The sequence below is a fragment of the Falsiroseomonas frigidaquae genome (assembly GCF_012163145.1).
GTDB classification, from domain to species: domain Bacteria; phylum Pseudomonadota; class Alphaproteobacteria; order Acetobacterales; family Acetobacteraceae; genus Falsiroseomonas; species Falsiroseomonas frigidaquae.
The window spans coordinates 534,043-549,500 of the sequence record NZ_JAAVTX010000002.1; the positions used below are offsets into that span (position 1 = coordinate 534,043).

The 15,458-nt window shown below is 72.9% G+C and carries 13 protein-coding genes; 9 read left to right on the plus strand and 4 right to left on the minus strand.

The annotated features are described in order from the left end of the window. Positions 1 to 29 precede the first annotated feature (29 nt). Positions 30 to 1,706 carry a glycosyltransferase gene (locus tag HB662_RS07000; protein WP_168048585.1) on the plus strand — a complete coding sequence of 559 codons (1,677 nt, stop codon included), beginning with the start codon at positions 30 to 32 and terminating at the stop codon, positions 1,704 to 1,706. A gap of 12 nt (positions 1,707 to 1,718) precedes the next feature. Here HB662_RS07000 and pip read toward each other — a convergent pair whose 3' ends face one another. Then, positions 1,719 to 2,669: a prolyl aminopeptidase gene (gene pip / locus HB662_RS07005; RefSeq protein ID WP_168048587.1), complete on the minus strand. Its 951-nt coding sequence runs from the start codon at positions 2,667 to 2,669 to the stop codon at positions 1,719 to 1,721. Positions 2,670 to 2,786: 117 nt separating this feature from the next. On the opposite strand from pip, the gene HB662_RS07010 reads away from it, so the two are divergent. The 6 genes from HB662_RS07010 to HB662_RS07035 all read left to right on the plus strand — a co-directional run bounded on the left by HB662_RS07010 (position 2,787) and on the right by HB662_RS07035 (position 7,960). Next, on the plus strand, positions 2,787 to 3,539 hold the full coding sequence (locus HB662_RS07010) for a hypothetical protein (protein ID WP_168048589.1): 753 nt from the start codon (positions 2,787 to 2,789) through the stop codon (positions 3,537 to 3,539). A gap of 130 nt (positions 3,540 to 3,669) precedes the next feature. Continuing rightward, positions 3,670 to 4,626, plus strand: coding sequence for a metal ABC transporter solute-binding protein, Zn/Mn family (locus HB662_RS07015; RefSeq protein ID WP_168048592.1), 957 nt, complete (start codon positions 3,670 to 3,672; stop codon positions 4,624 to 4,626). Further along, the gene (locus HB662_RS07020; protein ID WP_168048594.1) at positions 4,623 to 5,849 is read left to right on the plus strand and encodes a hypothetical protein; all 1,227 of its coding nucleotides are present in this window, start codon (positions 4,623 to 4,625) and stop codon (positions 5,847 to 5,849) included. Before HB662_RS07015 ends, HB662_RS07020 begins: the two co-directional genes overlap by 4 nt. 125 nt (positions 5,850 to 5,974) lie before the next feature. After that, positions 5,975 to 6,655, plus strand: coding sequence for an endonuclease V (locus HB662_RS07025; protein ID WP_245185482.1), 681 nt, complete (start codon positions 5,975 to 5,977; stop codon positions 6,653 to 6,655). Between the two features lie 9 nt (positions 6,656 to 6,664). After that, positions 6,665 to 7,027 carry a DUF423 domain-containing protein gene (locus tag HB662_RS07030; protein ID WP_168048598.1) on the plus strand — a complete coding sequence of 121 codons (363 nt, stop codon included), beginning with the start codon at positions 6,665 to 6,667 and terminating at the stop codon, positions 7,025 to 7,027. 9 nt (positions 7,028 to 7,036) lie between these two features. Continuing rightward, entirely contained in the window at positions 7,037 to 7,960 is a 924-nt protein-coding gene (locus HB662_RS07035; RefSeq protein ID WP_168048600.1) for an SAM-dependent methyltransferase, read from the plus strand. 95 nt (positions 7,961 to 8,055) lie between these two features. Here HB662_RS07035 and HB662_RS07040 read toward each other — a convergent pair whose 3' ends face one another. After that, positions 8,056 to 9,468: an MDR family MFS transporter gene (locus HB662_RS07040; RefSeq protein WP_342449458.1), complete on the minus strand. Its 1,413-nt coding sequence runs from the start codon at positions 9,466 to 9,468 to the stop codon at positions 8,056 to 8,058. Continuing rightward, positions 9,465 to 10,949, minus strand: a complete 1,485-nt coding sequence (locus tag HB662_RS07045) for an AMP-binding protein (protein ID WP_168048602.1) — start codon at positions 10,947 to 10,949, stop codon at positions 9,465 to 9,467. The genes HB662_RS07040 and HB662_RS07045 overlap by 4 nt, the downstream gene beginning before the upstream one ends. A gap of 110 nt (positions 10,950 to 11,059) precedes the next feature. Between HB662_RS07045 and HB662_RS07050 the strand changes: the two genes are divergently transcribed. After that, positions 11,060 to 12,754 carry a hydantoinase B/oxoprolinase family protein gene (locus HB662_RS07050; protein ID WP_168048604.1) on the plus strand — a complete coding sequence of 565 codons (1,695 nt, stop codon included), beginning with the start codon at positions 11,060 to 11,062 and terminating at the stop codon, positions 12,752 to 12,754. A gap of 152 nt (positions 12,755 to 12,906) precedes the next feature. After that, positions 12,907 to 14,961: a hydantoinase/oxoprolinase family protein gene (locus tag HB662_RS07055; protein WP_168048606.1), complete on the plus strand. Its 2,055-nt coding sequence runs from the start codon at positions 12,907 to 12,909 to the stop codon at positions 14,959 to 14,961. Between the two features lie 4 nt (positions 14,962 to 14,965). Here HB662_RS07055 and bcsD read toward each other — a convergent pair whose 3' ends face one another. After that, positions 14,966 to 15,448: a cellulose biosynthesis protein BcsD gene (gene bcsD, locus HB662_RS07060; RefSeq protein WP_168048608.1), complete on the minus strand. Its 483-nt coding sequence runs from the start codon at positions 15,446 to 15,448 to the stop codon at positions 14,966 to 14,968. Positions 15,449 to 15,458: the final 10 nt, after the last annotated feature.

The following is a 15,458-nucleotide window of genomic DNA, read 5'->3' on the forward strand; positions in this document are numbered from 1 at the left end:
GCGCCGCCCGCCCCGCAGCTTCCGCCACCATGTCAATTCCCGCCGCAGCCGCGCTGCTCTATGCCCCCGATGGGTACGATACCTCCCGCCCCCGCCTCATGGGCCGCCATGCGGCGGGTGCCGGGTTTCTCGGTGGCCTGATCCGCCATGCCGGCTTCGACCGGCTGGTGGCGCTGACCCGCAAGCCCGCCGATGCCACCGCGTTCCGGGCCCAGGTGGCGGAGCTCGGCGCGCAGGTGCCGGTGCAGACGCTGGCCGATGCGGAATTCCCCCGCCTGGCCGAGACCGGCTGCCTGATGCTGCCGGGACCGGACCTGTCCAGCTTCGCCTGGCAGCGCCGGCGGATGGCACCGGCACATGGCTTCTCGCTGGTCGGCATCACCCACACCATCGCCTCCGCCAGCGCCATGGATTCCATCGCCGAGCTGCTGCAATCCCCGGTGCAGCCCTGGGATGCGCTGGTCTGCACCTCCTCCGCCGTGCGGGCGGCGGTGCAGCGGCTGTGGCAAGGCGAGGGCGCCTGGCTGGCCCGCCGCCTGGGCGCCACGCGCATCGAGGGTCCGGCCCTGCCGGTGATCCCGCTCGGCGTCGATGCGGAGGCGCTGGCGCCCGATCCGGCGGCGCGGGCGGAATGGCGGCAGCGACTGGGGCTGGAGCCGCTGGATATCGCGGTGCTGCATCATGGCCGCCTGTCCTTCCACGCCAAGGCGCATCCGCTGCCGATGTTCCTGGGCCTCGCCCGCGCCGCCGCGGCGGCGCCGGCCGGCGCCCGGGTGGTGCTGATCCTGTCCGGCTGGTTCGCCGATGCCACGCAGCGCCGCGCCTTCACCGAGATGGCCAAGGCGCTGGCGCCCGACCTCACCATCCGCCTGGTGGAGCGGCCGGAAACCAACACCACGCTGCGCGCCGCGGCGGATGTCTTCACGCTGCTGTCCGACAACATCCAGGAAAGCTTCGGCCTGGCGCCGGTGGAGGCGCTGGCCGCGGGCCTGCCGGTGGTCGGCACGGATTGGGACGGGCTGAAGGATACGGTGGAGCACGGCGTCACCGGCTTCCGCGTGCCCACGCTGCTGGCCGGCCCGATGGACGATCTGGCGGCGCGGCATGATGGCGGGCAGGACCCCTATGATCACTACATCGCCGGCGTGGCGCAGTTCACCGCGGTGGATGTGGGCGCGGCGGAGGCCGCCTTCGCGGCGCTGATCGGCGATGCCGGGCTGCGCGCGCGCATGTCCGCCGCCGCGCGGGCGCGGGCGGTCGCGGTCTATGACTGGGCGGCGGTGATCGGCCAGTACCGGACGCTATGGGCGGAACTGGCGAAGCTGCGCGCATCCGGCCGCGGCGAGCGCGGCGCCCGGTTGCGCGGCGAGGACCCGGTGCCGCGCCGGCCGGACCCGAGCGGCCTGTTCGCGGACTACCCGACCCGCCGCCTGGCGCCCGAGACCCGGCTCCGCCTGGCGCCCGGCCTGCCGGATGCCGCCGCCGCCGTGGCGCGGCTGAAGGCGATCGCCGCGATTCCCGGCGGCGCCGCGCGGCCGGACCTGATGCCGGGGGCAACGGCCTTCGCGCAGATGCTCGCGGGGCTGGAGGCCGGGCCGGCCAGCGCCGGCACGCTGGTGGCCGCCCTGCCCCCTTCCGCCGCCGCGCGCTGCTTTCGCGCGCTGGCCTGGCTGGTGAAGGTGGATGTGCTGCGGCTGGAGGAGTAGCGCCGCGGCGGGTCAGCCCCGCCGCCGGAACCGCTCCACCGCCGCCACCAGCGCCGTCCGCACCCCCGGCTCCAGCGCCGAATGGCCGGCATCCGGAATCACCGTCAGCCGCGCCCGCGCCCAGGCGGCGGCCAGGTCGAAGGCGGTGTCGCAGGGGCAGACCATGTCATAGCGGCCCTGCACGATCTCGGCCGGGATGTGGGCGATGCGGTCCATGTTGCCCAGCAGCCCCTCCGGCGGCAGGAACAGGTCGTGCCGGAAGTAATGCGCCTCGATCCGTGCCAGCCCCAGCGCGGTGCGGTCCTGGGCGAAGCTCGCCACCGTCTCCGGGCTCGGCAGCAGGGTGGAGCAGGAGCCTTCGTACAGGCTCCAGGCGCGCGCCGCCGGGCCGTGCACCAGCGGGTCCGGGTCGCATAGGCGCTTGAGGTAGGCGGTCAGCAGGTCGCCACGCTCGGCCGGCGGGACGTGCTCGGCGAAGGCGGCCCAGGCATCCGGGAAGACCCGGCGCAGGCCATAGAGGAACCACTCCACCTCCGCCGCCCGGCCGAGGAAGACGCCGCGCAGCACGCAGCCCGTGACGCGCTCCGGATGCGCCTGGGCATAGGCCAGCGCCAGCGTGCTGCCCCAGGACCCGCCGAACAGCAGCCATTTCTCGATGCCGAGGAAACGGCGCAGCGCCTCGATATCCGCCACCAGATGCGGCGTCGTGTTGTCCCGCAGGTCACCCAGCGGGCGGGACCGTCCGGCGCCGCGCTGGTCGAAGATCACCACGCGCCAGTGATGCGGGTCGAAGAACCGGCGATGGATGGCCCCGGCGCCTGCGCCCGGCCCGCCATGCAGGAACAGCGCCGGCTGGCCGCGCGGATTGCCGACCTGTTCCCAATACATGACGTGCCCTGCCGAAAGCGGCAGCAGGCCGGTCTCGAAGGGGGCGATATCGGGATAGAGGTCGCCACGGGGCATGCCAGCCCCTTTAAGGGGCGGGGGCGCCCCGAGTCCAGAAGGCTTGTTACGCACCCTCATGCGGAATCCGACAAAGTCACCCTTCGCCCGGGGCCGGATCGTGCCTAGTTTGAAGACATGGCCGAGACCCCCTCGGCCGGCTCCCGTTCCGCCACCGCCGGCGCCTTGCGCTGCGGGGTCTGTGGAACCGAGAGCCGGCACCCCGCTTTCCGCCCGGCACCGCCCGAACAGGCACCGGACCTCGATCTTCGGCCAGGCGAGCCGGTGCGCTCCACCATGGCGCGCTGGCTGCAGCAATGCCCCGGCTGCGGCTATGCGGCGCCCGACATAACCCGCGCCCATCCGGCGGCGGCGGAAGCGGTGCGCGCCGCGCCGTTCCGCGCCCTGCTGGCGGAATCCGGCACGCCGCCCCTGGCGCGCCGCTTCCTCGCCTGGGCCCTGGTACTGGAGGAAACCGGCGCGCTGCACGCCTCGGCGGAAGCGACGCTGCATGCCGCCTGGGTGGCGGATGATCTCGGCCGGGGGGAATTCGCCCGCGCCTGGCGGCTGGATGCCGTGGCGCTGTGGCGCAGCGGCCCGCCGCTGGATTCGGAACAGACGGTACGGGTGATCGACGCGCTGCGTCGGGCGGAGGCCTGGGGCGATGCCGGCGCCACCGCCGAGGCCCTGGCGCTGACCGAGCCGCCGGAGGCGGTGGCGCAGGTGGTGGCGCTGGAGCGGCGACTGATCCAGTCGCAGGATGCCGGGCGGCACACCGTGGCCTCCGCCCTGCCGCCGCCATCGCGCCGCCCGCATGTGACGCATCAGCGAATCGAGGCGCGGGGCGAGGGTCTCTGGACGCGGCTGCGCCGCTGGCTCGGGTGGGGCTGAGCCACCCCCACCGGCTGGAGCCTGTCGAAATAGGGACGCCGGGCTGAACCCCGCGCACGCGGTTGGGACTTGCTACTGCGCGCCTGGCCCCATAAAGCTATATTATAACATTCCAAGGATTAGCGTCGCCATGCTTCGGCGCACCATTCTTTCCCTGCCGGCCCTGCTGCTGGCCGTCCCGGCCCCGACGCGGGCACAGGCGCAGGCCACGCCGCCGCTGGTCGTTGCCTCCTTCTCCATCCTCGGCGACATGGTCGCGCGCATCGCCGGTGACGCGGTGCGGCTGCGGACGCTCGCCGGCCCGAATGTGGATGCGCACAGCTTCGCGCCCCGCCCCTCTGACGCGCAGGCGCTGCGCGGCGCGGCGCTGGTGGTGCGCAACGGGCTCGGCTTCGACGGCTGGATGGACCGAATGATCCGCGCCGCCGGCTATCGCGGCCCGATCGCCACCGCCACCGATGGCATCGCCCCGCGGCAGATGGAGGGCCACGCCCATGGCCACGACCATGGCGGCGCCGGCCGCCGCCACAATCATTCGGTCGGTCCGCGCCAGGTGCCGGATCCGCATGCCTGGCAGGACCTCCGCTTCGGCATCCGCTATGCGCGCAACATCGCCGCCGCGCTGACCGCGGCGCTGACCGCCCAGGCGCCGCAGATCGAGGCCCGCGCTAGCGCCTATATCGCGCGGCTGGAGTCGCTGGATGCCTGGGTGCGTGCCGAGATCGCCGCAGTGCCGGAAGCCCGCCGCAAGGTGGTGACCAGCCACGACGCCTTCGGCTATTTCGGTGCCGCCTATGGCATCACCTTCCTGGCGCCGCAGGGCATCTCGACCGAGGCCGAGCCCAGCGCCGCCGATGTCGCCCGGCTGATCCGCCAGATCCGCGCCGAAGGCATCACCGCCGTGTTCCTGGAGAACATGGGCAACCCCGCCACGCTGGAGCGCCTGGCGCGGGAGGCGGGGGTGACGATGCAGGGCCGGCTCTACGCCGATGCGCTGTCCGCGCCCGATGGCCCGGCGCCGAGCTACGAGGCGATGTTCCGGCACAATGTCGGGATCCTGGTGCCGGCGATGCGGGGGCAGGCGTGAAGCGCGCCCTGATCGCCCTGGCCGCCCTGCTGCCCTTCGGCGCCGCGGCCCAGGCGCAGGACAGCGCCACCGGCTTCCGCCCGCATCTGGCGCAGGAGGTCGATATCGGCCTCTACACCGTCGGCACCACGCGGGCGACGGACCCCGCGCGGCGCGGCACCACCACCTACCTCTATGGCGAATTGGCCGCCGGGCTGCACTTGGCTCCCAACTTCTCCATCCAGGGCGTGCTGGCCTTCGAACCGATCGGCGAGGGTGATGCGTTGGGTGGCTCTCCCGGCGGCGGCACCACCTTCTTCCGCCGGCAATCCGCCTTCCTGGAGGCGCTGTTCCTGGAATGGAAGCCGGATGCCGATACCACGCTGCAGGCCGGCCGCTTCGTGGCGCCCTTCGGCCGAGGCCACCACGATTTCCCGGGCATCCTGACGCGCATCCGCGCGCATGAGGTCAACGCCATCACCGACAGCCTCGGCTTCGGCGCCAGCCACACCTTCTACTCGGACCTGGTCTGGGGCGAGCACGACATCTCGGCCGCGGTCTTCACGCTGGACCGCAGCTTCCTGTCCTCCACCCTCGCCACGCGGCGAAGCTGCTGCGACGAGGCCTATGAGCGGTTCAACCGCAACACCCGCGCGCAGGGCGGGCCGGGCAATACCGGCCAGCTCGACAATGCCGCGCTGGCGCTGGATGGCGATGGCTTCGCCTGGGCACCGGGCCTGTCCTACCATCTGGGCGTGCTGACCCGCGGCGCCGGGGATGATGGGACGGCGCGCGAATGGGGCTACACCGCCGCGCTGCGCTACGAGCAGCGCTGGTCGCCGACGCAGCGCACCTTGTTCTTTGCCGAGGGCGTGCAGTTCCGCAACGCCGCCGCCCGCCCGCGCACCGAGATCACGCTGCTGAGCCTGGACCCCGATACCGGCGACGAGATCGAGGACCTGCTGGAAACCGGCCTGCGTGAACGCCGCACCTTCACCACGCTCGGCGTCCAGCACCGCATCGGCGACTGGCGCGGCACGCTCGCCTGGCAGCGCGACCAGCGCAAGCGCAGCGTGGAGACGCTGCCGACCGAGAATTATCTCGAGGCATCGGTGGGCACGGACCTGCCGTACAACTTCACCCTCGATGCCGGCTACCAGTATGGGCGCTATGCGCGGGAGGATGCGGCGGGGCTCGGCACGTCGCATGCGCTGCTGCTGCGGGTGGGGTGGCGGGGGTTGTGAGGGGGTAGCAGAGCCCCCACCCTCCCGCTCCGCGGGCCCCTCCCTCCCCTGCAAAGCGGGGGAGGGTCGGGGTGGGGGTATGCGCGCTCTGTCCCCCCGCCCCACCCCCTGCCAGCATGCCGCGCATGGACTTCCCCACCACCGCCGCCGCCGCCCGCCTGCTGCAGCCCGAACTCGCCGCCCGCGTCATCGCCGAGGATGCGCTCGGCCCCATCCGCACCGTCGCCGGTGCCGATGCCAGCACCTTGCGCTTCGACCCCACGCGCACCGTCCACGCCGCCATGGTGGCGCTGGATGCCGAAAGCCTGACCCCGCTCGGCGAGGCCGGCGCCACCCATTCCGGCGGCCTGCCCTACATCCCCGGCCTGCTCGGCTTCCGCGAGGTCCCGCCCCTCGCCGAGGCTTTTTCCGGATTGCCCATCCGCCCGGACCTGATCCTGGTGGATGGGCACGGCCTGGCGCATCCCCGCGGCCTGGGCGTCGCCTGCCTGCTCGGCGTGACGCTGGATGTGCCGACGATCGGCGTGGCGAAATCCATCCTCGTCGGCAGCATCCAGGGCGCATTGCCCGATGTGGCGGGGGCGCAGGCGCCGCTGGTCTGGCAGGACCGGGTCATCGGCATGGCGTTGCGGACCCGGCGCGGCGCCAACCCGGTCTATGTCTCCACCGGCCACCGCGTCTCGCTGCCCACCGCGCTGGCCTGGGTGATCGCCCTCGGCCGCGGCCGGCGACTGCCGGAGCCGACGCGGCTGGCGCATGAAGCGGCCACGCGCGTCCGACTGGCGGCGCGCGCCGCCTCGGCGTAGATGCGGGGCATGGCACGTTTGTGGATGGTCCTGGGCGCCCTGTCGGGGCTGATCGCGGTCGGCATGGCCGCCTATGCAAGCCATGGGCTGCCGGCGGAAACCGCCGGGCTGGCGAATACCGGGGCGTCGCTGCAGGCCTGGCACGCGCTGGCGCTGCTCGGCTGCGGCATGCTGGCGGAACGCCGGCGCGGGCCGCTGGTGCATCTGGCGGCCGGCTGCTTCGTGCTCGGCACGCTGGGCTTTGCCGGCGGCGTCTATGTGCGGGTGCTGACCGAAACCTCGCTCGGCCCGGTCACGCCGGCGGGCGGCATGCTGCTGCTGGTCGGCTGGGGCATCCTGGCGGCCGCCGCGGCGCTCGCGCCAGAGAAGTAATCGCCAGACATGATCGCCAGCGCCTATCTCGCCGCCGAGGGATTCGAGCACGACCTCGCCGAGGAACTGTCCCGCGCCGGGCGCCGCGTCTCCGCCTGGCATGGCCGGCTGGCGCTGTCGCCGGACCCGCCCGTCCAGGCCGCCTGGGCGCTGGAGGTCTGGACCGCGCCGCAGGAAATCCCCGTCGCCTCCGTCAAGCAGGCTGCCGATGCGCTGCGCGCCATCCAGCGCAACTGGGCGGGCTATGCCGCCGCGCATCACCGCCGCAGCGCCCTGATCACGGAGAAGCTGCCGCCGGTGAAGGCGCGGCCGCTGGCCTTTCCCGAACCGGCACCGACCGGCCATCTCGGTGGCTGGACCCTGCTCGCGCCGGACCGGCTGCTGGCCAGCCCGGCCAAGACCAGCCCCTTCGTCAATGGCGAGGTCGCCTTCATCGAGGACCGTGAGGGCCCCCCTTCCCGCGCCTATCTCAAGCTGTGGGAGGCGCTGACCCGGCTCGGGCGGTATCCTGGCCCGGGCGAGACCTGCCTCGACCTCGGCGCCGCGCCGGGTGGCTGGACCTGGGTGCTGGCGAAGCTGGGCGCGCAGGTGGTGGCGGTGGACAAGGCGCCGCTGGATGCCGCCGTGGCGGCGATGCCGGGCGTGACCATGCGCGCCGAGAGCGCCTTCGGGCTGGACCCCCGCACGGAGCCGAAGGTGGATTGGCTGTTCAGCGACGTCATCTGCTACCCGTCCCGCCTGCTCGGCCTGGTGCAGCGCTGGATCGCCGCCGATGCGGCACACAACTTCGTCTGCACGCTGAAATTCCAGGGCGAGACGGACCACGCGACGGCCGAGGCCTTCGCCGCCATCCCCGGCGCCGTTGTCTTCCACGGCGCGCACAACAAGCACGAGCTGACCTTCGCCCGGCTGGACCCGAACCAGGGCGGGTAGGATTGCAAAAAGCCCTATCCACCCGCAGGGGGGCGAGGGGGGGGGCGTGACCAGCCAGCAGCGCGCTCATGGCTACGCGCCAAGCGCGCCGCCTGTCAGACGCCCGGCCTATTCCCCGAAACCCGCGCCGCGGCATCCGCCTTCAGCCGCAGCGCACCCGGCAGCATCGCCAGCATCACCAGCCCGGCGACCAGGAACCCCGCCTGGAACTCGGCCAGCCCGGGCGCCGAGGTGCCATGCCAGGCCATCCCCGCCGACAGCGTCAGCGACCCCAGCACCACGCCGAGCGCGACGGAAAATTGCTGGATCGTCCCGGTCATCGCGGTGGCCGCCGCCAGCTTGTTCTGCGGCACATCCGCAAACGCCATCGTGGCCATGGAGGTGAATTGCAGCGACCGCGAAAGCCCGCCCGCCGCCAGCACCAGGAAGATCGCGACCGGCGGCCAATCCGCGTTGAACAGCGCACACACCGCCACCCCGGCCGCCGCCAGGACCGAATTCACCACCAGCACGCGGCGGAAGCCGAAGCGCCGCAGCACCGGGCGGATCAGCGGCTTCATCACCAGCGCGCCCAGCGCCGTGGCGAAGGTCAGCAGCCCGCTGCCGGAGGCGGACAGGCCGAACACCAGCTGCAGCGTCAGCGGCAGCAGGAAGGGCAGCGCCCCGGCGCCGATGCGGAACAGCGTGCCGCTCAGCATCGGCATGCCGAAGGTCGGGATCGACAGCAGTGAAAGATCCACCGCCGGCCGCACCGCCTGCTTCGAATGCAGCACCGCCGCCACAGACGCCGCCGCGCCAAGGCCGAGCGTCACCACTGTCACCCAGATCGGCAGCAGGTCGCGCCCGATTGTCTCCAGCCCCGAGACCAGCAGGGCCAGCGCCACGCCCCACAGCGTCAGCCCGCGCTTATCCAGCGGCCCGGGGTCCTGCGGGTCCATCTCCGGAATGAAGCGCCAGACCAGCACCAGGCCGAGCGCGCCGACCGGGATGTTGATCCAGAACACCGCGCGCCAGGACACCGCATCGGTCAGCAGCCCGCCGATCGGCGGGCCGAAGACCGGGCCGAGCAGGGCCGGCATGGTCAGCCAGGTCATCGCCGTCAGCAATTCCTCCTTGCTGACGCGGCGCAGCAGCAGCAGGCGGCCGACCGGCACCATCATGGCGCCGCCCAGCCCCTGCAGCACCCGCGCCGCCACCAGCGTGCCGAGGCCCTGGGACAGGCCGACCAAAGCGGAGGCGCCGGTGAAGACCAGGATCGCCCACATGAAGACCCGCCGCGGCCCGAAGCGGTCCGCCACCCAGCCGGAAACCGGGATGAAGACACACAGCGCGACGAGGTAGGAGGTGATGGCGACGGACAGATGCACCGGGTCGCGGCCCAGGTCGCGCGCCATCGACGGCAAGGCGGTGGCCACCACGCTGCTGTCCAGGTTCTGCATGAACAGGGCGCTGGCGACGATCGCCGCGACGATGCGCGGGTCGCGGGGCTTGGGGGCCACGCCGCTCACTCGGCCGCCATCTCCCGCAGCCGGGCGCGCTGGATCTTCGGGCCGTTCGGGCCATGCACCACCGGGAAAGTTTCGAGCGCCACGATCCGCGCCGGAACCTTGAAGCGGGCCAGACTGTTCCGAGACGCCGCCATCAGCGCGGCCTCGTCATAGCCCGGGCCGGGGATGACGAAGGCGATGGGCTTGCCGCCGGCCTCCACCACCTGCGCCGCCGCCACGCCAGGCTGGGACTGGAGAAAACCCTCGATCTCCTCGGGCGATACGAGAAAACCGCCGATCCGCAGCGCGTCGCCGCGGCGCGTCAGGAAGCCGAAGCCGCCATCCGGCTGCGCCGCCGCCAGGTCGCCGCTGCGGAACCAGCCCTCCGCCGTGCGGGCCTGTGCGGTGGCCTCCGGATTGCCGAGGTAGCTGTCGAACAGGGACGGCCCGCGTAGCAGCAATTCGCCATCCTCGGCGATGCGCCATCCGGCTTCGGGGCTGACCGGCTGGCCGCCACCGACGGCGCGATGCGGGCCGGTGGGGTTCTGGCCGGCGAACAGCGCCTGCACCTCGGAACTGCCATAGACGCCGCGCACCGCCAGGCCGAGCGCATCGGAGGCCGCCATGACGCGATCCGCCTGGCCGTGGAAGCTGGCATAGCCGGTGAACTGGAAGGGTGCGTAGGGGCGGCCGGCAGCGGCCTCCGCCAGCAGCAGCAGCCATTCATCGCCGCCGACCATGTGGGTGATGTGCTCGGCGCGGATCAGCGCATCGGCGGCCTGCGCGTCCAGCTTCTCCATGCAGGCGATGCGCGCGCCGCCCGCCACCGCGGCCAGCGCCGCGCTCAGCCCGAAGGTGCCGCACAGCGGCACGGCGGCCAGCATGGCCGCGCCCGGCGCCCCCGTGCCGATCGCCGCCGCCACATCCGCCGCATGGCCGGCGATGGAGGCCTGGCGGTGCAGCACCAGCTTCGGCCCGGCGGTGGTGCCGCTGGTGGTGAAGGTCAGGCATTCGGCCTGCGGCGTCGCCAAGTCCGGCGCCTCCGCACCCTCCAGCAGCGCCGCGCGCGGCAGCACCGGCAGGCCGGCGAGGCGCCCCTCCCCCAGCCCATCCATGCCCAGCACCAGGCGCAGCGAGCCGGGCGGGTCGGGCAACACGGCCTCGGCATCCGCCGCGGCGAAATCGCGCGCCACGGCAATCGCCTTGGGCTGGGCGCGGGCCAGCAGATTGCCGACCTCCAGCGCCCGGAACCGCGTGTTCAGCAGCACGGCGCAGGCGCCGCGCCGGGCCAGGGCGAAGAGCAGCAGCAGAAAATCCGGCCGGTTCGGCAGGAACAGCGCCACCCGGTCGCCCGGGCCGATTCCCGCCGCTTCCAGCCCGCCGGCCATGCGCCGCACCCGCGCCTCGGCCTGCGCCCAGTTCAGGCCCGGAAAAGCCAGGGCATCGGGATGCGCGGCGGCCGTGCGCGCGAGAAGCTCGGTGAGTGTCGAAGGGCGTTCCATTGTCCCGCATGATGCGACCGCTTTGCCGCGCCCGCCAGACCACGGCCTCTCATTCCGCGCAGGTCTGGCCCCGGCTTGACGCGCCGCACGCAGGGCGTGACCGTCACGCCATGCCGACACCCGATCCCGTGACCCTCGCCGTCCTCGAGAACCGCTTCCGCGCCGTGGTGGAGGAGATGGGAGAGGCGCTGCTGCGGACCGCCACCTCCCAGATCCTCAACTCCTCGCGCGACTTCTCCATCGCGCTGTGTGATGCGCGCGGACGGCTGGTGGCACAGGCGGATCACATCCCGGTGCATGTCGGCGCCATGCCCTTCGCGGCGGAGGCGGTGCTGGAGGCTTTTCGGGGCCAGATGCGGCCGGGCGACTGCTTTCTTCTCAACGACCCCTGGCATGGCGGCAGCCACCTGCCGGATCTGACGATCGTCCTGCCCGTCTTTGATGTACCCCGGCCCGATTCAGACCCTCGGCCCGAGGCCTCGGATCATCGGGACGGGCACGATCTGGTCTTCCTCTGCGTCGTCCGCGCCCACCAATCCGACATCGGCGGCGCCACCCATGGCGGCTACAACCCCTCGGCCACCGAGATCTGGCAGGAGGGCATCCGCATCCCGCCGATCCGACTCGGGGAAGGCGACACGCTGCGCGAGGACCTCGTGCAGATGCTGGCGCTGAACACCCGCATCGCGCGCGATTTCCGCGGCGACCTGATGGCGATGTGGGGCTCCGCCCGACTCGGCGCGAAGCGGCTGCAGGCGCTGCTGGCCAGCCATGGCGCGGCGAAGCTGAATGCCGCGACGGATGCCATTCTCGACCTGGCGGAGGCGCATGCCCGCCGCATCATCGGCACCTGGGCGGATGGCACCTGGCAGGGCGAGGCGGTGCTGGATGATGACGGGCATGGCGCGGAGGACATCACCATCCGCGCCACCGTCACCAAGCAGGGCGGGGCGCTGGTCGTGGATCTGACGGCGAGCGATCCGCAGACGCTGGGCTTCGTCAATTCCTCCTGGCCCAACACCGTCTCCGCCGTGCGGATGGCGCTGGCCTATCTGCTGGACCCCGAGGTCGCGAAGAATGACGGCGCCTTCCGGCCGCTGACCGTGCTGGCGCGCGAGGGCACCGTGGTGCGCGCGGCGGAAGGCGCGGCGGTGACGCTCTGCACCAGCCATTGCTCGAACGAGATCGTGGAGGCGGTGGTCAAGGCGCTGTCCAACGCCTGCCCCGCCCGCGCCATGGGCGGCTGGGGCCGCCGTTTCCGCATCGCCATCCAGGGGCAGGACCCGCGCCGGGCGGGTCGCAAATTCGTCTGGCACCTGTTCCATGCGCGGCCCGGCGGCGGCGGCCATGCAACCGGCGATGGCTGGTCCGGCGCCGGGGAATGGCATTCCGCCGGCGGGTTGAAATTCGGCAGCGTCGAGATGGCGGAGGCGCGCTTCCCGCTGTTCTTCCGCCGCCATGAATTCCTGGCCGGCTCCGCGGGGGATGGCCAGCATCGCGGCGGGCTGGGCGGCGAGCTGGAGCTGGTGGTGGAAACCGCCGGACCTGCGCGGGCCAATACCGCCGGCGATGGCGCGCGGCACGGCGCGGCGGGGATGCTGGGCGGGGCCGATGGCGCGCCGCATCGCTACACGCTGATCCCGGGCCACGGCACGCCCCGCGACCTGCGCACCAAGGAAACCGGCGTGCAGCTTGCCCCGGGCGATGTGCTGCATGTGCGTTCCGGCGGCGGCGGCGGCTGGGGCGACCCGGCGCGGCGCGACCCGGCGGCACGGGCGGCTGATGTCGCCGAGGGGTTGGTGTAGCGCTTTTCGACCTGCAAGGCCCCCCACACCCGCTGCGGCTAGGCGCTGCGCGCCGAGCCTGCGCAGCCCTCTCTCCCCGACGGGGGGTTTGACGCATGCGTCAAAGGTTGGATGAGGGGGGCCTGGACCAGCCATGAACTGGAGTGACTTCCATGCGCCCCCCCTACCGGATCGGCTGCGACGTCGGCGGCACCTTTACCGATGTGGTCTGCATCGGCGCCGATGGCGCGACGCTGCTCGCCAAGGCGGCGACCACGCCGGATGACCAGTCCCGCGGCGTGCTGGATGGCCTCGGCGTGCTGGCCGGCATGCTCGGCCTGCCCCTGCCCGAGCTGCTCGCCCAGACCGAACGCCTGGTGCATGGCACCACCGTCGCCACCAATGCCCTGCTGGAACGCCGCACCGCCCGCATCGGCCTGCTGACCACGGAAGGGCATCGCGACGTCGTCGAGATGCGCGAAGGCCTGAAGCCGGAACGCTACGACCTGCGCCTCTCCCCCCCCGCGCCCCTGGTGCCGCGCCGCCTGCGCCTGCCGCTGCGCGAGCGCATCCGCGCCGATGGGCAGGTGGCGCAGGCGCTGGACGAAGCCTCGGTGGCCGCCGCCATCGAGACGCTGCGCGCCGAGCAGGTCGAGGCCGTGGCCATCTGCCTGTTCCATTCCTGGCGTGACCCCGCGCATGAGCAGGCCGCAGGCGCCGCCGTCGCCGCCGCCCTGCCGGGCGTCTACGTGACCCTGTCCTCGGACGTGCTGCCGCAGATCAAGGAATTCGAGCGCTTCTCCACCACCGTGGTGAATGCGGCGGTCGGCCCCATCGTCGCGCGCTATCTCGGCCGGCTGGAGACGCGGCTGGCGGAGGCCGGGTTCCGGCAATCCCTGTTCGTCATCCTGTCCCATGGCGGCGTCGCGCCGGTTGCGGAAGCCGCCCGCATCGCCGCCGGCACCGCATTGTCCGGCCCCGCGGGCGGCGTCGCCGCCGGGCTGGCGCTGGCCCGCGCCGGGCTGGGGCAGGACCTCGTCACCTTCGATGTCGGCGGCACCTCCACCGATGTGGCGCTGATCGAAAGCGGGGAAGCCGCGCTCGGCCGTGGCCGCCAGGTGGGCGGGGAGCGTATCGCGCTCGAAAGCCTGGATATCGTGACGCTCGGCGCCGGCGGCGGCTCCATCGCCCATGTCGGGGCCGGCGGCATGATGCGGGTCGGCCCGCGCAGCGCCGGCGCGGTGCCTGGCCCCGCCTGCTACGGCGCCGGCGGGACGGAGCCGGCGGTGACGGATGCGAATCTGGTGCTCGGCTACCTGGACGGCTCGCGCTTTCTTGGCGGCCGCCGGTCGCTGGACCTGGCGGCAGCGCAGGGGGCGGTGGAGCGGCTCGGCGCGAAGCTCGGCCTCGGGACGATGGAATGCGCCGCCGGCATCCATGCGCTGGCCAATATCGCCATGGCCGACGGCATCCGCGTCGCCACCGTGCGCCGCGGCGTGGATCCGCGCGGCTTCTGCCTGCTGGCCTTCGGCGGCGCGGCGGGGCTGCATGCCAGCGCGGTGGCGCGGGACCTCGGCATGGCGCGTGTCGCGGTGCCGCTATTGGCCGCGGGCCTGTCCGCCTGGGGCATGCTGCAGACCGATCTGCGCTACGAAGTCTCCCGCAGCCTGATCGGCGCCACCGGCCTGCCGGAGGAGGCCACCATCCGCGCCCTGTTCGCGGAATTGGAAGCCGCCGCACGTGCCCGCATGGCCGAATGGATGGACGCCCCGCCCGCGATCCGCCGCAGCGCCGACATGCGCTATGGCGAGCAGGTCTTCGAGATCGGCGTGCCGCTGGACGCCGTGGATTGGGACGCCGCCGGCCTGCCGGCGCGCATTTCGGAAAGCTTCCACGCGCGGCATGAGGCGCTGTTCACCTACGCCCTGCGGGGGGAGGAAGTGGTGCTGGTGACGGCGCGCGTCGCCGCCATCGGCCGCCTGCCCGCCTTGCCGGTGCAGCCCCTGCCGGAACAGCCTGTGGCCGCGCCGGTGGCGCAGCGCCGCGCCTTCGTGGCCGGCGCGCTGCAGGACCTGCCCGTCTATGCCTTCACCGCCCTGGCGCCCGACCAAAGGCTGCCGGGACCGGCGATCGTGGAAAGCGACACGACAACGGTGCTGCTGCTGCCGGGCGACATCGCCTGGCTGGATGCGCGGGGCTGGCTGGAAGTGGCGGTCGGCCCGGCCTGAGGGTTCAGGCCGCCCTGCCGTATTCCAGCTTCGCCTCGCCAGCGACGTAGTGGACCACGGAAGGCGCCAGCGCGGCCTCCGCACCCGGCTGCTCGGACAGCCAGCCGGCATAGAGGCCTTCCAGCACGGCGCCGATCCAGCCGCCATCGGCATCCTGCCCGGCGCCGATGGCCGGTGCCGCGGCGTGGGTCACCACCAAGCGGCGCTGCACGACATCGACCGCGAGCTGGCAATAGCCCCATTCGGCCGCGCCGAGCGCGTCGTTGATGTGACCTTCCAGCCCCTTCAGCGTGTCGCAATGCGGCAGTGGCATGGCATCCGCCATGCGCCTGCCGATGGCGCGCATCAGCGCCGCGCGGCCTTCCTGGTCCAGATGCTCGTCCAGCGTCTCCACCAGCCCGCGCACGAAGACGCGCCACTGGGCGGCGACGCCGCGCCGGGCGAGGTAGGCGGCCGTCACCGGTTCCGCCGCTTGAGCTTCCATCATGCCTGCCCCC